The 19,182-nt window shown below is 44.3% G+C and carries 19 protein-coding genes and 2 pseudogenes; 10 read left to right on the top strand and 11 right to left on the bottom strand.

Features of this window, described 5'->3' with window-relative positions:
* Positions 1-51: 51 nt before the first annotated feature.
* Complete coding sequence (locus B7360_RS06965) at positions 52-441, bottom strand: DUF2750 domain-containing protein (RefSeq protein WP_085343079.1); 390 nt, start codon at positions 439-441, stop codon at positions 52-54.
* Between the two features lie 68 nt (positions 442-509).
* Positions 510-1,415, bottom strand: coding sequence for a manganese-dependent inorganic pyrophosphatase (locus tag B7360_RS06960; protein ID WP_005393312.1), 906 nt, complete (start codon positions 1,413-1,415; stop codon positions 510-512).
* Between the two features lie 186 nt (positions 1,416-1,601).
* On the opposite strand from B7360_RS06960, the gene B7360_RS06955 reads away from it, so the two are divergent.
* Positions 1,602-2,816, top strand: a complete 1,215-nt coding sequence (locus B7360_RS06955; protein WP_085343077.1) for a putative manganese transporter — start codon at positions 1,602-1,604, stop codon at positions 2,814-2,816.
* Between the two features lie 77 nt (positions 2,817-2,893).
* Here the strand turns inward: B7360_RS06955 and B7360_RS06950 are convergent, their stop codons facing one another.
* From B7360_RS06950 to torE, 4 genes are all read right to left on the bottom strand, one after another.
* The gene (locus tag B7360_RS06950) at positions 2,894-4,633 is read right to left on the bottom strand and encodes a glycoside hydrolase family 36 protein (protein WP_085343075.1); all 1,740 of its coding nucleotides are present in this window, start codon (positions 4,631-4,633) and stop codon (positions 2,894-2,896) included.
* Between the two features lie 199 nt (positions 4,634-4,832).
* On the bottom strand, positions 4,833-7,295 hold the full coding sequence (torA, locus tag B7360_RS06945; protein WP_041156583.1) for a trimethylamine-N-oxide reductase TorA: 2,463 nt from the start codon (positions 7,293-7,295) through the stop codon (positions 4,833-4,835).
* A gap of 25 nt (positions 7,296-7,320) precedes the next feature.
* Positions 7,321-8,505: a pentaheme c-type cytochrome TorC gene (torC, locus tag B7360_RS06940; protein WP_031780338.1), complete on the bottom strand. Its 1,185-nt coding sequence runs from the start codon at positions 8,503-8,505 to the stop codon at positions 7,321-7,323.
* Positions 8,506-8,555: 50 nt separating this feature from the next.
* The gene (gene torE, locus B7360_RS06935; RefSeq protein ID WP_005378141.1) at positions 8,556-8,735 is read right to left on the bottom strand and encodes a trimethylamine N-oxide reductase system protein TorE; all 180 of its coding nucleotides are present in this window, start codon (positions 8,733-8,735) and stop codon (positions 8,556-8,558) included.
* A gap of 462 nt (positions 8,736-9,197) precedes the next feature.
* Between torE and B7360_RS06930 the strand changes: the two genes are divergently transcribed.
* Complete coding sequence (locus tag B7360_RS06930) at positions 9,198-10,010, top strand: ABC transporter permease (RefSeq protein ID WP_085343073.1); 813 nt, start codon at positions 9,198-9,200, stop codon at positions 10,008-10,010.
* Between the two features lie 366 nt (positions 10,011-10,376).
* Positions 10,377-10,502, top strand: a complete 126-nt coding sequence (locus B7360_RS25330) for a hypothetical protein (RefSeq protein ID WP_254903806.1) — start codon at positions 10,377-10,379, stop codon at positions 10,500-10,502.
* Positions 10,503-10,585: 83 nt separating this feature from the next.
* Here the strand turns inward: B7360_RS25330 and focA are convergent, their stop codons facing one another.
* Complete coding sequence (gene focA, locus B7360_RS06925; RefSeq protein WP_005393324.1) at positions 10,586-11,446, bottom strand: formate transporter FocA; 861 nt, start codon at positions 11,444-11,446, stop codon at positions 10,586-10,588.
* Positions 11,447-11,745: 299 nt separating this feature from the next.
* On the opposite strand from focA, the gene B7360_RS06920 reads away from it, so the two are divergent.
* The gene (locus B7360_RS06920; RefSeq protein WP_005378148.1) at positions 11,746-11,979 is read left to right on the top strand and encodes a TIGR02647 family protein; all 234 of its coding nucleotides are present in this window, start codon (positions 11,746-11,748) and stop codon (positions 11,977-11,979) included.
* Between the two features lie 36 nt (positions 11,980-12,015).
* Here B7360_RS06920 and B7360_RS06915 read toward each other — a convergent pair whose 3' ends face one another.
* Entirely contained in the window at positions 12,016-12,474 is a 459-nt protein-coding gene (locus B7360_RS06915; RefSeq protein WP_005390910.1) for a PACE efflux transporter, read from the bottom strand.
* Between the two features lie 89 nt (positions 12,475-12,563).
* Here B7360_RS06915 and B7360_RS06910 point away from each other — a divergent pair, with 89 nt between their 5' ends.
* Genes B7360_RS06910 through B7360_RS06900 form a run of 3 tightly spaced genes read left to right on the top strand, consistent with a single transcriptional unit; the run spans position 12,564 to position 14,927 of the window.
* Positions 12,564-13,442, top strand: coding sequence for a LysR family transcriptional regulator (locus B7360_RS06910; protein ID WP_005390908.1), 879 nt, complete (start codon positions 12,564-12,566; stop codon positions 13,440-13,442).
* A 22-nt stretch (positions 13,443-13,464) separates the two neighbouring features.
* Positions 13,465-14,292: an NAD-dependent epimerase/dehydratase family protein gene (locus B7360_RS06905; protein WP_085343071.1), complete on the top strand. Its 828-nt coding sequence runs from the start codon at positions 13,465-13,467 to the stop codon at positions 14,290-14,292.
* Positions 14,289-14,927, top strand: a complete 639-nt coding sequence (locus B7360_RS06900; protein ID WP_085343070.1) for a YdcF family protein — start codon at positions 14,289-14,291, stop codon at positions 14,925-14,927. The genes B7360_RS06905 and B7360_RS06900 overlap by 4 nt, the downstream gene beginning before the upstream one ends.
* A gap of 61 nt (positions 14,928-14,988) precedes the next feature.
* Here B7360_RS06900 and B7360_RS06895 read toward each other — a convergent pair whose 3' ends face one another.
* Both B7360_RS06895 and cysS read right to left on the bottom strand, forming a co-directional pair.
* Positions 14,989-15,567 (bottom strand): thymidine kinase, encoded by a 579-nt coding sequence (locus B7360_RS06895; RefSeq protein ID WP_005378154.1) that lies wholly within the window; start codon positions 15,565-15,567, stop codon positions 14,989-14,991.
* Between the two features lie 87 nt (positions 15,568-15,654).
* Complete coding sequence (cysS, locus tag B7360_RS06890; protein WP_005390902.1) at positions 15,655-17,037, bottom strand: cysteine--tRNA ligase; 1,383 nt, start codon at positions 17,035-17,037, stop codon at positions 15,655-15,657.
* Between the two features lie 203 nt (positions 17,038-17,240).
* Here cysS and B7360_RS06885 point away from each other — a divergent pair, with 203 nt between their 5' ends.
* The 3 genes and pseudogenes from B7360_RS06885 to B7360_RS06875 form a co-directional block, all read left to right on the top strand.
* Entirely contained in the window at positions 17,241-17,735 is a 495-nt protein-coding gene (locus B7360_RS06885; RefSeq protein WP_005390900.1) for a peptidylprolyl isomerase, read from the top strand.
* Positions 17,736-17,795: 60 nt separating this feature from the next.
* Positions 17,796-18,533, top strand: coding sequence for a UDP-2,3-diacylglucosamine diphosphatase (lpxH, locus tag B7360_RS06880; RefSeq protein WP_006743038.1), 738 nt, complete (start codon positions 17,796-17,798; stop codon positions 18,531-18,533).
* Positions 18,534-18,631: 98 nt separating this feature from the next.
* Positions 18,632-19,093: pseudogene (locus tag B7360_RS06875) on the top strand (EAL and HDOD domain-containing protein); the annotation flags it as partial.
* A 2-nt stretch (positions 19,094-19,095) separates the two neighbouring features.
* On the opposite strand, the pseudogene B7360_RS24405 reads toward B7360_RS06875, so the two are convergent.
* Positions 19,096-19,182 (bottom strand): annotated as a pseudogene (locus tag B7360_RS24405) (IS5/IS1182 family transposase); the annotation flags it as partial.

Raw genomic sequence — 19,182 nt, 5'->3', positions numbered from 1 at the left:
GAAGCCTGCGTTAAAGCAGGCTTCTTTATTGTATGGGTACTAATCAAAAAACTAACGGCGGCTCGCTTGTTTGCGCAGTTCAAAATCAAACTCGTCAGGAAACAATACGACCCCTTCTTCATTTTGATTTGGGAATACAACAATCGATAGCTCGTCATCCTCTAGACCAGAGGTCCAACGACTGTGCCACTTGTTTAGAGAGATCGCTTCTGGCTCGCAATCTTCCCAATCACCATTCGCCCATTGCAAAGCAAACTCTTCGTTTGGCCATACTGGTACACAATCATCATCTTCTGTATTTAACATGACACAGCCATGTTCATCTTTCAGAATCCAAACTTTACGATTCGCCACAACCTCTTTTACGCAGTACTTTAAACGTTGCTCTTCGTTGTAACGATTGATGGTATCCATCTGCTCTTGGGTCAGTTGCTCAGACATATTCGTCTCCTATTTCCCATAGAAAAATGCCCGCAGCTAGGCGGGCATTTAAAGTATATGCTAGAAAATTAAGCTAGCTCAGTTTGAAGCCAAGGCCAACCTTGCTTCTTACGGCTTAGCGTGTTTTCCATCATTAGCATTCCGTCTTTTTCGTGCTTAACAAGCTTCTCAGCCCACTCACCTTTGTATAGAAGACGAGTTTGAGCAGTCGTGATGTCTGTTAGCATTACAGCAGCAAATGCAAGGTTGTCTTTTTCGCAACGCGCTTCTAGATCCGCTTCTAGTGCTTCGATCATACCGTCAACTTGCTCTAGTGTTGCAAGCTCAACCTGACCTACTACTACGTCACGACCGTTGAATGGGTAACCTTTAAGGTCTTTCTCAACAAGCTCAGCCGCAGATAGACCTTCGATGTTTGTCTTAGCAATTAGAAGATCTTTAGTGAATGCGTCAACATCTTGTACGTCTGCGATTACCGCTAGCTCAGCAACGGCATCTTTGTCTTTTTGTGTACAAGTTGGAGAAGCGAAGCCTACTGTGTCAGATAGAATTGCTGACATCATTAGCTTAGCGATTTGTGGAGTAATCGCGTGACCTTCAATCTTGAACATATTGAATAGAACAGTGTTGGTACAACCAACAGGCCAGATCCATGCTTCCATTGGGTTTACTGTCATCACGTCACCTAGGCGGTGGTGGTCAACAATACCCGCAATTTCAGCTTCTGCGATATCGTCTGGTGCTTGTGCTAGATCTGAGTAATCTACTAGCCAAACGGTCTCACCCGCAACTGATGTGCGAAGCTCAGGAACTTCAGCGCCAGCAACTTCTAGGATGTGCTGAGTTTCACGGTTGATTTCGCCTTGGCGAATTGGCATAGCTTCAACGCCACGCGCTTTTAGAAGTTCAGTTGCAACGAGTGCACTACAAATACTGTCACTGTCTGGGTTCTTATGACCTACAACTAGAATCATGTTTCTTCCTATTCAAGTCAATTTTATACGCCGCCTAATACAGTTAATTAGGGCGTGTTTGCTCACAAAGGCCGATACTTTACCTGATTTCAGAGAGTTTGACACGAAGAAAAGTTCACAATGCTATTGCGAATAAATCTCATTTACATATAATGATAATTATTCCTATTTGCATTTGAGTAAACGATGAACGCGACCCAATTTTTACACTCTGCACAACAGTTGTTTCAGCCTACTCAGTTTCGTTTAGCTTATAAGCGATTGCTGATCCCTATCGTCATGCTCATTTTGCTAGGCAATGAAAATACACGTGACGTTGCCGTACAGACGCTATCCGACTCCTTCTGGGCGGTGTCATGCTATGTTGCCGCCACCTTGGCAATTTATCATTATCTTTCAAACTTTATGTCGAAAACCAATCGAATCACCGAGCTATACCACCGCTCGCGTAATCATCAGGTTTTCTTTGCTTCTTTATTGGGCGCTTTGCCTGGCTGTGGTGGCGCTATTGTTGTGACAACGCAATTTATTAGTGGTCGAGTAGGATTTGGTGCGATTGTCGCGGTACTTACTTCAACAATGGGTGACGCTGCCTTTTTACTTCTTGCCGCCAAGCCAAGTGTTGGATTAGGCGTGGTTGGATTGGGCATTATCGTGGGTACTCTTTCAGGGCTGGTCGTTAATGCTTTTCATGCTGATAACTTTCTGCGCCCAGAGCCAAAAGAAGCACTTCAGACACATGCTTGTTGCCAACACCAGACAGACCGACACACGCCTCTTGAACAACGTGCAATCAATCTACAAGGCGCATTTTGGAAATGGCTTATTGTGCCTGCTAGTGTCGTTGCCGTGTTGATGTCTTTCCAAATCGATATTAATCAGCTGTTGTCTTTGCAGGCCAATACCATTGAATGGCTGGGCGCTATCTTCGCAGTGATCACAATGTCATTATGGGCGATGACAAAAGAACTTGGCGATTATCAGTCAACGGTCTCTGAAGATGAGAAAATCGTGGACTCACACCCGATTCAAAAAGCAGCCCAAGATACGAATTTCGTCAGTGCTTGGGTGATCGTGGCGTTTCTAGCGTTTGAACTGACGACCTATTTTTCTGGGCTCGACCTCGTAGAAACCTTTTCTCATTGGGGGATATGGATGCCATTAGCTGGCTTAGCCATTGGTATGCTACCTGGTTGTGGTCCGCAAATTTTAGTCACCAGCTTGTACATCTCTGGTGCAGCGCCACTTTCGGCGCAGCTGGCAAATGCGATTTCCAATGATGGTGACGCCCTATTCCCCGCCATTGCTATGGCACCGAAAGCCGCTTTGGTCGCGACTATTTATTCGTCCATTCCTGCTTTTATCGTTGGATACGGGTATTACTTTTTATTCGAGTTCTAACGCTCAGGACGTCAAAACAAGAAAGGAGCCACAGTAGGCTCCTTTCTTGTTTTTATAATCGAACGATTTGGTTCACGTTATGCCGTGACGATCGCTTTCGCATTTAACCCTTTATCCACGCTCACCATCAATAACTGACAAGGTTCTTGGTTTAGCTTTTCTCCTGTCCAGTAATCATACCAATCCATCGGTTGATCAGACGTCAGCGTAAATTCCATCGCCCCGTAGCTTGCATAGTTAAACAAGCAGTGAAGGTCATTCTTCGTCGTTAGTTTTAAAAACGCATGATTTAAACTCAAAGCCGTGAACTTTGCTGACTCTTGGTTACGTTGTTGACGTAGCATGAGCTTAGCCAATGTCTTCTTTGCAAATGGCGTAATCTCAGGGAGCGGATCGCCAGACAGCAGCAAACCACCACACGCCAATAACACCGTGCGATGAAATTCATACTCTTCTCTGGATGCGGCTTGATTAGCTAATGACGTGAATGTCGCGCAATCCGGATCAATTTGCCACAGTTTTCGATGCTGCCAACTACGGTAAAAGGTTTCTTTGGCTATCTGCTCGAAACGACGACTATGGCGTTCTACGTCATCAGAAACACGCATTGCATCCACAAGCCCTAGAGATGGCCACATTGGCGCGTTGCAACCTAAAAGCCACGCATCACCAGCGCCTTTAGCAATCGCTTCCATTCCTAAGCGATATGCCTCAACGCCGGTAATACCAGATTGTTTACGCACACCTTTCAAGGTGCCCCAATAGTTCGCGTCTAGCTTGAACAATTCAACGCCCCACTCTTGTCTCATGACAGAGACCACATTCGTCAGATGGTCTTGCACTTCTGGATTTGAGGTATCGAGTATGTACCAAGGCGTGCAGCGCCAACCACCGTATGTGACATCTTCTGCTTTAAGTAAGCTTCCACCTTTGTGACGAACAAACCACTCTGGGTGTTGTTTGAAGATCTCCGACTCAGGTTGAGCAATAAAGGGCGCCATCCAAATCGCCGGCTTTTTGCCTTTTGCACGGATACTATGAATGAGCTCTTTCACACCACCAGAAAACTTATCCGATGGGATTAACCAATCGCCCATAAAGGCTTGATAGCCATCATCCAGAAGTACCCACTCAAGGTCTTCAAGCTTATCTTGCATGCAATCAACGTTCTGCATGATGTTTTGCTCTGTCACGTCTGCGTAGTAGGCATACCACGAACACCAACCGACAGGCGCATCTTGTGTCACACCTTGGCGAACAGGATGATGCTCTGCAATCATCTCTCCATAGATTTGATAAAGCTCAGACAGAGATTGGCCGCAGAGTACCGCCACGGATTCAAGTTGATTACTTTCCCAATCCGCCACTTGAGTAAACTCACCATCAATCGCGGCAGATAAAACCCAATGTCCATCACGCAGGACAACATCAAAATAGCCCGCAAAACGGTGACATGAAGTAAAGCCAAACAAGGTATAGCCAGCCGAGCCTTCCACCACTAAATAGTTGTAGTAACGCTTAGGGGCATCTTTGGGATAGATTCGATAAGAAGGGTTGTTGTCTGGACAGCGACCAATCTCAACGGGATGGCTAACCGTTCCCGCTGTTTGCGCCAGCATTTGGAAGCCATCGCCAATCACGTTGGCCTCGTGCTCGTACAAATACGGCATCTCGAACAACACTTCACGGTCGGTAAACGTTTTATTGTGAAGCCCAGCAAAAGAAAAATGTAATTGATTACCCTCAACTTCAACTTGGAAGTCGTTGTTATTCACAGTGATCTCAATGTGATTTGCCAATTGAATGCTCTGAGCCATAAAGAGTCTACTCACTTAATTATTATTGTTTAGCTTGGTTCATTATCCCCTGCTTGTCCCACCCAATTCGTTATCGACGTCACGAATCCTACTGTCGTTTAGCGTCACAAATTTATTATTGAGATAACGCTCACTGAAATTTTGGTTAAAAAAATACCAGCCCGAAGGCTGGTATTTCGATTGATGTGAATTGCATTAATTAAGCAACTTCGATTGGACCACCGAATGAAGTCACTGGCGGTACTTTGCCGGTGAACTTCTCGAAGTCTACGATACATGTGTTCGCAGAAGTCGCCTGCGCAAGTTCAGAAGAGCCAATGTCTTGCGTTAGCGTGTTAGGGTCACCGTAAGTACAGATTGCGCCCTCTTTCTCGTTTAGAGGGCCGTACCATGCACCTTCTTCGATACGAATAACGCCACGTGGGTAGCTGTCAGTAAGAACAGCACCAGCTAATAACTGACCACGACCGTTGAATACGCGCACTAAGTCACCGTCTTTGATGCCTTTCGCTTTCGCATCCGCTGGGTTGATGTAAACAGGCTCACGACCTTGCACCGCGTAAGTTGCACGGAACTCTTCAGATTCACACATTTGAGAGTGCAGACGCTTGTCTGGGTGACAAGACTGCAACCAGAATGGGTATTTATCTGAACCAGGGCCACCGTGTGAACGCTCTGATTTTTCGAACCACATTGGGTGTTCTTGACAGTGTTCGTAGCCGTAACGGCCGATCTTACGAGACGTGATCTCGATGAAACCAGACGGCGTACCTAGTGGGTTAAGCTCAGGGTCTTTACGGAAGTCCGCATGACGAACCCAAGGTTTACCTTCACCGAAGTCTAGTACGCTCTTCTCCCAGAACTCGTTGAATTCTGGCATTTCAAACTTACCTTCGTTCGCTTTTTTACAATCGTTGTAAAGGCTTTCGATCCATTCCATCTCGCTCATACCACGAGTGTATTCTTCGCGGCGACCAAAACGCTGAGTTAGTTCACTCATGATTTGGAAGTCAGGCTTAGATTGGAACAATGGATCGACGAGACGATGCATTGCAATCAGACCTTTGTTCGAGTATGAACCGTATACGTCGATGTCGTTACGTTCCCATTGCGTACACGCAGGTAGAACGATATCCGAGAAACGACATGTTGCAGTCCAAGCAAACTCGATCGTTACAACCGTTTGAAGTTTGCGGAACGCTTTCTTCATGCGGTTACGATCTTGATGGTGGTGCCATGGGTTACAACCCGAGATCACCATCATCTTGAAGTCTGGCAGTTTCACTTTACCGCCGTTGTAGTTGATCTCTTTGCCTGGCTCAAGCAGACAGTCGATCCAACGTGCAACTGGGATAGTACGGCTGTAACCGTTAAAGTCGTTGTTGTCCCACTTCGGCTTCATACCTTGGTCAAGGTTACGAGGGAAACCACCAGGGCCCGCGAAACCAGTAGAAGGCACACCGATACTTGAGTAGTGGTGACCGTAAGAGATGCCACCGCCAGGTAGACCGATTTGACCAACCATTGCAGCAACCACAGCCGCCGCCCAGTATGGTTGCTCACCGTGCTCTTGACGCTGGATACACCAACCCATCAGGATCTGTGTACGGCCACTTACTAGCATACGCGCGAATTCGCGAATCTTGTCCGCTTTCACGCCACAGATAGCCGCAGCCCACTCTGGTGTTTTCTCTACTTTGTCTTTTGTCTTACCTTGAACGTATTGAATAAACTCTTCAAAGCCTAGACAGTAAGTATCAATGAACTTCTTATCGTACAAGTCTTCGTTGTACAGCACGTGCGCCACAGCAAGCATGAACGCTACGTCTGTCAGCGGGTTAATGTACAAGTGATCGTTCTCTAAGTAGCGCTGAGTCTTGTTCTTCACTGGGTCTACAGATAGAACGTTGATCTCACCTTTCGCTACTTTTTCTTTTAGTTGTGCCAGGTACTTAAACGACTCATGCGTTTCACAGTTCCAACCTACTTGAAGGTTTTTCACTGGGTCGTTAGCCCAAAGAACGATGTTGTCAGAGTTCTCTAGGATTTCAGACCAAGACGTACCTTGTGCGTAAACTTCTGTTGAACCAAGTACGTAAGGCATGATGGTTTGACCTGCACCCGTCGAGTAGTCACCTACTTTCGTGATAAAGTTGCCGTGCATACCCACTGCACGTTGCATGTGCGCGGTACAGTTGTTGAATGAACCTGTTTGGTTCCAACCTGTTTGACCTGCGTGTAGCGCCCATGGACCGTAGTCTTTTTGAATACGTTCTAGTTCGCGGTAGAACAAATCTAGCGCTTCATCCCAAGTCACGCGGATGAAACGGTTGTTACCGCGAGTATCGGCGCTGTATTTGTGTTTCTTCAACCAATCTAGACGAACCATTGGGTAACGTACACGTGAAGGGCTGTAAATAATGCCCTTGATGCCGTTTAGCATTTCAGTTGGGTTTTTGTCTAGCTCTAGCGGTTTGATCTCTTGAACTTTACCCGCGTAGATGTGGGCGCGGAACGCGCCCCAGTGAGAACCTGTTACTTTCCAAGTACCTGTCGTCTCAACAGCATTGGCAGAGGCTGACGCCAATAAGCTAGGACCAATAACTGACGCTGCACTTGTGGTTGCTACACCTTTAAGAAAACTTCTTCGTGTAATAGCCATTTAAATTACTCCAATCCGACGCTTATTAGTGGTGACCTTCAGCATAATCTGAAGAGTGTTTCTGTAGATACTTCAAGATCAGGGCTTCACTGTCTGTATCTAGGTTAACGAACGCCAACATACCGTCGAACATACCTGGCCAGGTGTTCGCGTCGAAGTGCGCTTCCGCAGGTTGCGTGTGACATACAGAACAGTTGGTCTTGTACGCTTCACGAGATTTTTCCCAAACAGGATTGATGTCGTTCAGCATAGACTCTTTCTTAAGCCATACTTTCGCTGCCACTTTTTCCCATGGAAGACCCGTTAGCTCATCCACTTTTTTCTCACCAGTCGTCACAATGTTGCTATCTGTCGCTGCTTCTTTCATCAGAGACGCAGTCGCAATGTTCTTACCGAAGTCTTCTTGAATTACGCGACCAAAACCTTTCGCTTTACGCCAGCCATCGATTTCGATTTCAACAAACTCGCCTTTGTCTTCAAGAACTTTAACGGTCGATGCTGGGTTAAGAAGACCGGCTTCTTTAGTGCCTTGTGCATCAAAGTAAATAGGTAGGTGACGAACACTCACTAGTTGCTGACCTACAGAGTAATCTGTATTTGAAGTCATACCTTCTAGGTCACCCACGATACCGCCGATGCTGTCCATACCTGCTGGCAGGTTATGTGCGATACCTTTATGACAGTCAACACAGCTTTGATCTTTCTCTGCTGCTTGCTTCATTTGGATACGAGCGGTTGGAGACATTTGCTCGAAATCCATCGATTCGTAGTTGTGACAGTTCTTACACTCTAAAGATTTGTTTGCCGAGAAACGATCCCATTCGTGTTTCGCAAGTTCGATACGACGCTCTTCGAACACACCCGGTTCGTCGTAGTTGCCAAATACCTGTGCAAATACCTCTTTAGATGCCTGCATTTTACGAGCAATTTTGTCTGTCCAGTTATGAGGAACGTGACAGTCAGGGCAAGTAGCACGAACGCCTGAATGGTTTTTCCAGTGAACCGTTTCTTGCAGCTCAACGTACACGTTGTCACGCATTGTGTGACAACTAATACAGAATTCTTCTGTGTTGGTTGCTTCTAGAGCGGTGTTAAAGCCACCCCAAAAGATAACACCAGCAATGAAGCCGCCCATAGTCAGCACACCTAGGCTGATATGTACAGCTGGGCGCGTCATGGTACGCCACAGTTTAATGATTAATGATTTCATTATTTGCTCTCTTAAAATCTTTTCAAAAGTGTGGTTATGAGCTCACAGGCTTACATGCCGTGCGCGCCTGGAGGTCCAAAGAAGAACACTTGCAACATCCAAACGATGAACCCATAACCGCCGACAAAAGCCACACTCAGAATTGGGAAGAGAACAACTGCAATGAAGAGGAACGACTTCCACTCCAGGGAGCGTTTTTCACCACTCTCAATTTTATTAACATCACTCATACATTTGCCTATTTTGTATCTAGTGTTATTGAAAAGCCCGCGTAACCAAGCTTAAGTTTTTTACAATCTCTAATGGAAAATGTTAGACCATACTAATAGTAAGGTTCAATCAAATAAGAGCTCTCAGGCCTTGTAATTCAACACTTTTTTGAGCTCATCCAGAGATGTGATTGATTGATGTTATTTATTAAAAAACATGAACAGATGTGACAAAATAAGTCTTTTAACCAATTGTTAAAACGACAACATTTACCAAACATAAGTTACATTTGGATAGTAATTAACGGGTCATAAATTGGCTTAAAAACCCGTCAAAAGATAATAAATTGTGAATAAAATGATGCAAAATAATGACAAGAATAGCGCTAAAGGTTTACGTTGAGAACATCAAAAAATGCACATTGATGTTCATATAAAGGAGGAGCTTAGTTACAATTATTCGCGGATTTTCGAGGAGCGATTATGGATAGCGTGGTGGATATAAGTTGGACCAAACTGGCATTGTTTGGTCTGATTTTGTTGGTTCCCTTCTTTATTAATGCCCGCTACAAATTAGGGATTGCGAAAGACACGATAATCAGTGTTATTCGTATGACACTTCAGCTCATATTGATTGGCGTGTATTTAGAATATCTTTTTCAATTAAACAGCTTACTTATCAATATACTTTGGCTTGCCATCATGCTACTGATTGGTGCAAGCTCAATTGCAGGAAAAGCTCGCCTGCCTAAAAAGCCACTTATGCTTCCTCTTCTTACAGGCTTAACCTGTGGCCTAATTCCACTTCTTATAGCGATTACCGCAGGCCTAGTGCAGCCATCCCCTATTTACAACGCCCAGTACATGATCCCACTAGCGGGCATGCTATTGGGTAACAGCTTAAGTAGTAACATCATCGCACTGCAGAATTTATTTACGGCTTTTGAACAGAGACAATCAGAATACGAGGCTGCTATCTCACTTGGAGCCTCTCCTCGTTATGCATCATTCCCCTTCATTCAAGAGGCCCTTAGAAAGTCACTTGCTCCGACTTTAGCCTCTATGGCCACTACAGGGCTGGTTACCTTGCCAGGCATGATGACTGGTCAAATTCTAGGTGGCACAAGCCCGATGGTTGCGATTAAATATCAGTTAGTGATTATGCTGGCTATTTTCGTCATGTTGAGTACCTCCGTCGCTATTACGCTGGAGATGACACTGAGCTGGGTACAAACGAAAGAAGGCCGGATCAAAATAAAAATCCAACAACCAGAACCTACCAAAACTCATAGATAGTTTAAGCGTGTGAACAAAGCCAGTGAAAGGGCTTGTATTATCAAGTCAAACGCACTTTTAACTGAATCACTCATCCATTCTTTCAACATTCATCAAGATGCTTTCAGGAGAAAAGTCAGACAGAATTCTCTCGAGTATAAGCCTCTAATTTTATGAAATTTTCTTTGCAAGTGTAGATACGCACGGTCTTTGAGACAGGTTATCCACAGAAAATGTGGATAAACACCCTAAACCCATACGCAACCAGAAACATAGCAGCATAAGTGATCAATCTAATCGTCATGCTTTGATCACTTGCCTGACATATTCTAATTTTAGAGTAAAGATAGTGACCACAAACTTGGAGAGACGTACATGGATGTCTTAATGATCAAAGAAAATTACGATGAACTCCTATCCGATGCACCTCTGGACTGGCTCGTTCAAGAACCAAAGGAAGTGACTTCTCATTGGCTCCCAACCGATTTTGGCATCAATGAAGAGCTGATTTAACTCACTCGATTTGTGTGAAACTTATCGACACGAATAAAAGAAAGGCGAACCATTTGGCTCGCCTTTCTTTTATTCTTTTAGATTTATCGTAAATGCTTGTCTTCATCACGTAGATAAATCATCCAATACCACATACCAACGAATACACCGCCACCAATGATGTTCCCTATCGTTACAGGGATAAGGTTATTTACGATGAACCCCATCATGTTTAAGTCCGCATAGTTTGCAATATCCGCCCCTGTCATTTGCCAAAATGCTTCCGGTGCAAAATATTTGATTCCAATCGCCATGGGTACTTGGAACATGTTCGCAATACAGTGCTCGAAACCTGCCGACACGAACATAGCTACTGGCAGAATCATGACCGCTATTTTGTCAGTTAATGTACGTCCACTAAACGTCATCCAAACAGCAATACACACCAGCACGTTACACATGATGCCAAGCGCAACAGCAGCAAAGAAACCATGGTGCAATTTGTGTTGAGAGATCGCCATCGCGTTGAGGCCAACTTGGCCGTGATCAAACATATACTGCTTGGTGACCAACATGCATGCTACCAACAAAAGAGCACCAACCATGTTGCCGAAATAAACCACAAACCAGTTTTTGATTAGCGCTTGCCACGAGATCTTTCCACTCGCTCGCGCTACCAATGTTAATACTGAGCTAGTGAAAAGCTCACCACCTGTAACGACAACAAGAATCAAACCAAGGCTGAAGGCTAGGCCACCGATTAGCCTGGTAATACCCCATGGAAGGTCGCCTGCACCTGTTGTCACCGTGGTGTAAAAGATGAACGCAATACCAATATGAAGTCCGGCAGAAATTGCCAATAAAAAAGATTTGATCGGTGCTTTAGTTGCTTTACCTACCCCCACTTCAGCCGCGCGTTCCGCAGCCTGAGGCGGTAATAGTGAGTCAAACTGATTGAAGTTCATTGTGGTGTAACATTTAGAAACAATTAAAGAGGCGCGGATAATCGCTCCATTTCCCTACTTTTTCAAGCGCTATTTGACATGTTTACTAAAAATGTTGTTATCGAGAGATCAACCGATAAAGGTCAACTATCATTCGCAATCATAACTATCATTGATACTTAACAAGTATTCTGCCTTTCGAACAAAGATCCTGCGTTATATCAGCCTGATAGCGCCATACTTAACACTTCTTATCGTTTAATGTTGCTCAACTCTTCTTTTCAGACTAGCTTGGTAAAAAAAGCGTAAAGGAATCATTTATGAAATATTCAGCTGAACATATCGCCGAATTGAACCTACTTCTTCAGTTCGACCTAAGTAGTGCTGCAACTGGTATTAAAGTTCATACAGACGCGTCAGAAGAAATGCAGGCAGCCGTTGCTCGTCTATACGAGAAGCAACTTTGTACACAGCCTGATGGTGGTTATTTAACAGATGAAGGTATTGAAGTCGCAGAGCATGCAGATAAGATTTTAAGAGTCCTTTCTGTGTAATTTGAACAAAAACGCCACCGAATTCGGTGGCGTTTTTTATTGGTCCCTGCATTTTGTTCCTGCCGAAACCTGCGGTGCTAATCGTTTTTTCATTTTGCTAAATGGCTGCACCTTGTCGTACAACCAATTAAAGCCTGTGGCATAAAATAGGAAGAACACTAGGAAGCCAGCTTCCAACACCAGAGCTTGGAGAAGCGTAATTTCTAAGAACCAAGCAATGACGGGTATAGAGATAAAGATCAACCCTCCCTCGAATCCAATTGTATGCCCAAAACGCATCGCTAAACTTCGCTCAGTTCGATTGCTGCCAAACCACTTATCAAAGTACAAGTTGTAGATGTAATTCCACACGACGGTATACATGCTCAACCCAATCCCAACTAACGCGAGATCACTCGATCCCTTTCCGGTGATCAATGAAGCCGCTGGCACAATGATCGCGAGTGCGATTAACTCAAAAAGTACTGCATGAAAAATTCGTTCGTTACGAGTCATATTTCTCTGTCCAAATAGTTCTACTCAATGCTTAGAATTTTATCTATTATTCAGATAACAAAAAGTTAGATACCATCGGCAAAAGCGATATGTTTACCATCGAACAACTGCAAGCTTTCATTGCTACATCAGAAACCGGATCATTTTCAGGCGCGGCAAGAAAACTGGGGCGAGCTCAATCCGTAGTCAGCCAACACATCATAAATATGGAGGTCGACTGTGGTGTTGATCTATTTGATCGCTCTGGTCGATACCCGAAATTAACCGAGAGTGGCCTCGCGCTCATACCTTATGCACAAGCGGCAATCAGCCAACTAGACCGATTAAACAACAGAGCATCACAGCTTTTTTCAACACCAACTAATAAATTGGTTTTAGCCATTGATGAAGGGATTCCTCTGACTCGCTTGCCCGACGTGCTAAAAAATTTAGAGCAACGCTTTCCACATTTGCAAGTTGAATGCTTGACTGCTTCAAGTCCGGATATTATTGAATTGGTCAAATCGGAGCGCGCCACTACTGGGATTATTTTGAGTGACTTACAAATGCCGAGACATATCGATTTCACTAATCTTGGTAACATTGCGTTCGATGTCTATGTCTCTTCAACGCACGCTCTAGCACAGCAACGCGTCACTCACATTGATCAACTCAAACAACATCGTCAACTGGTCATACGCTCCAAAAACGCAGAGCCATGTGGTCTCAATCAAGCATTCAGCCCGGATATCTGGTACGCTGATAACTACTATATTTTGTTGGAATTAGCGAATAAAGGGTTTGGTTGGTGCTTTCTTCCAGAGCATTTAGTCGCGTATTCACCGAACACACTGAAAAGAGTTGGGGATGATTTCACAAAGCTGGCTTGGCAAGTCAATGTTGACCTTATTCAACATCAGAAATGGCATTCAGATCCCCTCCATCAACAAGCCAAAGCAGAGCTGCTCAATCTATTCGAGCAGACATAAATAAGTAAGTAGGAAGACCCAAATGGCAAATACATTGATCGTAGGTGCAGGCTGGCTCGGAACTCCGCTAGCAGAAACTTTGATGAAAGACGGACACCACGTTGTCGTTACTCGTCGTAACCAAGCTCGGTTAAACGAGTTACCCGCTTCATTAACTCACTCCGCATTATTCGATTTTAATCAACTTAACGCGGCGAAACGGCTAGATGAGTTGCTTAAGCAACATCAAATTACTCACGTTGTCGGTGCTTTTCCCCCTGGTTTTCGTAAAGGACGCGGACAAGAATACGCCCAACAATGGCAAATGCTCGCAAACGCAGCAAAGCAAAACAACGTTGAAAAGCTCGTTATGATTAGCTCTACAACGGTGTATCCCAACCTAGCTTCTGATATGGAAGAAGCAGATGCGTCACTCTCTTTAGCAGCCGACAGCCCTTATTTCTCTGACAATGCACGTATTATGCTGCAAGCCGAGCAGCATGTTATCGACTCTAATATTAGCTTCGTCATTATGCGTTGTAGCGGGCTAATTGGACCAGATAGGCACCCTTCTCGCTTTGCAATGAGACTAAAACAAGTCAGTCGTAAAGCGCCTGCTAATATGCTTCATCAAGACGATGCGGTATCGGCGGCCAAATTTGCTTTAGATAAATTAAGCAACCAAGTTATTAACGTGACCACACCGCATACCGTCAGCAAGGCGGAGTTCTACCAAGCCGCTATAAATAAGAGCGAAAGTGAGATACCTCTTCCACCAGTCACAGAACAAACAGATAAGCGCATTCTCGCAGACAAACTACTCTCACTTGGCTATCAATTTCATTTCAACTCAACTTTGGACGCGCTATGAAACTCTATCGACACATAGAAACACTTTGGGATTACATGCAACTCAAACATGAGCTGAAACCCGCAGACTGTTTGTTTGTGATGTGCAGTAACGATGTGCGTGTAGCAGAGCATGCAGCAAATCTGTACCACCAAAAGTTAGCGCCTTTGATTGTATTTTCAGGGGGAGAAGGTCGTTTTACCGATGGACTGTTTGAAAAAAGCGAAGCGGAAACTTTTGCCGAAATTGCCAAGATGTCAGGTGTGCCCAGTGAAGCAATTTTGCTCGAAGCTGAATCCACCAATAGTGGAGAAAACGTTCGCTTTACTGAGCAACGATTGAAAGAGGAAGGAAAAAATTGCTCATCGTTTATTCTGGTGCAAAAACCATTTATGGAACGCAGAGCTATAGCGACATTTGAAAAACAGTGGCAGTCACCCTACTCCCAGCTCCAAGTAAGCTCTACGGCTCATCCGTTTTTTGAGTATATTAATGAAGACATGCCATTAATGATGGTGCTAGAAGCACTAATGGAAGATTTCTCTCGTGTAAAAAGCTATCCAGAGAAAGGATTTCAAACCGAGCAGAACATCCCTCAGCAAGTCGAATCGTCTTACCAGGTTTTGCTAGAGAGATTTGGTTTTGACTTAGTCTAAGCCCTTTCTAGCAGACAACAAAAAGCCACCGATTACGGTGGCTTTTCTGTATGAATACGGATTATTTACCGAGTGCTTCTTTGTAATGTTGGCGGCATACGGAGACATACTTATCGTTACCGCCGATCGCAACTTGATCGCCCTCTTTAATTGCCACGCCATGTTCATCGGTACGAATAACCATATTCGCTTTGCGACCGCAGTGGCAGATCGTTTTGAGCTCAACCAACTTGTCTGCCCAAGATAACAGGTACTTACTGCCTTCAAAAAGTTCGCCTAGAAAATCGGTGCGAAGGCCATAACACAATACTGGAATATGCAGTTTATCAACAACTTCAGTAAGTTGGTAAACCTGCTCTTTCGACAAGAACTGACACTCATCAACAAGAATACAGTGACGTTTCTCAACCTCATTCAGAGCTGCGATCTCTTGATATAAATTGGTATCCTGACGAAACAAGTGTGCATCAGATTGAAGACCAATACGAGAGCTCACTTTACCGACACCAAAGCGATCATCTAGTGCCGCCGTAAAAATAACTGGCGTCATGCCGCGTTCTTGATAGTTGAAAGAGGATTGAAGAAGCGTTGTTGATTTACCCGCATTCATTGCTGAGTAATAGAAATACATCTGAGCCACAGAGCATTACCTAAAGTTAAAGTTTTAATTTATGGAAATGGAAAATAAAAGGGCTGAATTATCAGCCCTTTAAAATTGAAAATTCAATTACTTACGACGCCACGTTGTGCCTTCTGGACCATCTTCCAGAACAATGCCCATTTCGGTTAGCTTGTCACGAGCCATATCTGCATTCGCCCAATCTTTCGCAGCGCGAGAGTCGTTACGCAGCTTGATAAGAGCTTCGATTTCAGCCACTTCATCATCGTTACCTGCATCACCTTTTAGGAAGGCTTCTGGATCTTGGTGAAGAATACCGATCACATCTGCTAGTTCACGCATTAGCGCACCTAGCTCGCTCGCTTTCTCTAGGTTTTCTGTTTTCAGACGGTTAACTTCGCGCGCCATGTCGAACAGAACTGAGTACGCTTCTGGCGTATTGAAGTCATCGTTCATCGCTGCTGTAAAGCGAGATACATACTCTTCACCACCAGCAGGAGCAGCATTTAGATCCAAACCACGTAGAGAAGTGTATAGACGCTCAAGCGAAGCGCGTGCTTGGTTTAGGTTCTCTTCGCTGTAGTTTAACTGGCTACGGTAGTGACCAGACATAAGGAAGTAACGAACCGTTTCTGCATCGTAGTGACCAAGTACGTCACGGATAGTAAAGAAGTTGCCTAGAGACTTAGACATCTTCTCGCGATCTACCATCACCATGCCACTGTGCATCCAAGTATTTACGTACTTAGTGTCGTGTGCACAGCATGATTGCGCGATTTCGTTTTCGTGGTGTGGGAACTGAAGATCAGAGCCGCCACCGTGAATATCAAAGTGATCGCCTAGGATTGAAGAGTTCATAGCAGAACATTCAATGTGCCAGCCTGGACGACCAGGGCCCCATGGTGATTCCCACGTAGGTTCACCTGGTTTAGACATCTTCCAAAGAACGAAGTCTAGTGGGCTGCGTTTGGCTGTTTCGACATCAACGCGCGCGCCCGCTTGCAGCTGATCCAAATCTTGTTTAGACAGTTTGCCGTATTCGTCAAACTTGCGAACCTCAAACATTACATCGCCATTATCGGCAACGTAAGCAAAACCACGTTCAATCAGTTTTTGAACAAGTTCGATGATTTCTGGAATAAACTGGGTTGCACGAGGCTCAATATCTGGGCGCTTCATGTTTAATGCGTCGAAGTCTGCGTGCATTTCACCGATCAAGCGCTCGGTCAATGAGTCACAAGACTCGCCATTTTCAGCCGCACGTTTAATGATCTTATCATCGATGTCTGTGATGTTGCGTACAAACGTTAGATCGTAACCTAGGTAACGAAGGTAACGTGATACCACATCAAAGGAGACAAAAGTGCGACCGTGACCGATGTGACAGAGATCGTAGATGGTAACTCCACAGACATACATGCCGACTTTGCCAGCTGTAATTGGTTTGAATTCCTCTTTCTGTCTTGTGAGTGTGTTATATATCTTTAACATGATCTCTATCTATGATTGTGAATGAATAAAAGAAGGTCGAGTATATCAACTCCGACCTGGTTAGGTAATAGCAATTAACCGATAAAACGATAATCGGCTAAACTTCAAGCACAAAACGAAGAATTTCCTCTTCCTGAGTTTTTAAAGCACTAGAACTTAGGCTAGAATCTCGGGCTCAACACAACACAGTAAAGGAAAGTAGCATGATCACCCTTCACACTAATTTTGGTGACATCAAGATTCAACTAAACGAAGAGAAAGCGCCAGAGACTAGCGCAAACTTCCTTCAGTACTGCCGCGATGGCTTTTACGACAACACTCTTTTCCACCGTGTTATTGACGGTTTCATGATCCAAGGTGGTGGCATGGAACCTGGTCTACGTGAAAAAGCATCACGTGCACCTATCAAGAACGAAGCAAACAACGGCCTAAGCAACAAAGTGGGTACACTTGCTATGGCGCGTACTATGGAGCCGCATTCAGCAAGCTCTCAGTTCTTTATCAACGTAAACAACAACACATTCCTAGATTTCCGTAGCGAAAGCCTAGATGGTTGGGGTTACTGTGTATTCGGTGAAGTTGTAGAAGGCATGGACATCGTAAATAAGATCAAAGGCGTTAGCACTGGTTCTTACGGCATGCACCAAGACGTACCTCTAGAGGACGTAGTAATCACTGGTACAACAATTGAAGAATAATTCGTAAGAATTATTTCTAAGAGATAAGTTAATGGGGAGGCATCGCTTCCCCTTATTTCTATGACAACATTATTTATTTCCGATCTTCACCTCACCCCATCGCGTCCGGATATTACGGAATGTTTTGTGACGTTCATGCGAACAGAAGCAACGAAAGCCGATGCACTTTATGTATTAGGCGATCTGTTCGAGTTTTGGGTTGGAGACGATGACAAAACTCCTTTTGCCAATCAAATCCGTACTGAGTTCCAGCAACTAACAAAGACTGGCGTTCCTGTTTATTTCATTCAGGGCAATCGCGACTTCCTATTGGGAAAACGCTTCTGTAAAGAGACAGGCATTACATTACTGGATGAAGTTAGCCTCATAGACCTTTATGGTACTAAAGCGGTTATTCTCCACGGTGACACCCTGTGTACTGACGACATTGATTATCAAAAATTCCGTAAGACTGTTCATCAACCTTGGTTGCAATGGCTATTTAATCACATTCCTTGGTTTATTAAGAAGAAAATTGTCTCAAAAGTTCAATCCGATATTCGTGATGATAAAATGAGCAAGCCTTTAGATATCATGGACGTCAATCAAAATGAAGTCGAGAAAGTGATGTCTCAGAATTGCGTCAACTTAATGATTCATGGTCACACTCATCGCCCGAATACACATTTTTTTGACGTCGATGGCGTTAAAAAGACCCGGATAGTTTTAGGGGATTGGTATACGCAAGGCTCAGTTTTACAAGTAAATTCTGATGGCTTTGACCTACAAACGAGACCATTCATACAGAATTTGCGTTAAGCATGTAGAGCGTGTAGAAGATTCACGCTCAAGTCGTAGATATTTTGTAAAAAATCGCTATTATCATAATACTAAGTTAAACAGAACGAAGTACCTAATTGAAGTATTCTTACGTAGCTCGCCAACCGATTCTGGATAGAGAAAAACGAACCATAGGTTACGAACTTCTCTTTCGAGACGGTCCTAAAAATACCTTCCCTGAAGTAGAACCAGAGCTGGCTACTAGTCGACTGCTATCCGATCATTTTTTGTCGACGCATTACAACACATTAGGGAACAAACTTGGCTTTGTTAACTTTCCGCATCAAAGCTTGGTGAATCTGGTCCCAACTCTGTTTCCCAAAGAGTCTCTCGTCATTGAAGTCCTTGAAGATTGTGAACCGACAGAGGAGCTGCTAGAAGCCATCAAGCACCTGCATGAGTGCGGATACAAAATTGCTTTAGATGATTTTGTGCCGACGAAGGCTTGGAAACGTTTTCTTCCATATGTTTCCATGATCAAGTTTGACATTCGACTCGTACCGATCAAGAAAGCCGCTATTTTTATTCAGGCATTAAGAACCTATCCCAAAAGGGATTTATTCCAAACAATGAGGCCACAAGCAAAATGCAACATGGCCTCGTAGTTTTCGATTTTCTTTTCCCAACG

It is taken from the genome of Vibrio sp. ArtGut-C1 (assembly GCF_002105475.1).
Lineage (GTDB): Bacteria > Pseudomonadota > Gammaproteobacteria > Enterobacterales > Vibrionaceae > Vibrio > Vibrio diabolicus.
This window is presented reverse-complemented; position numbering and strand designations above follow the sequence as displayed.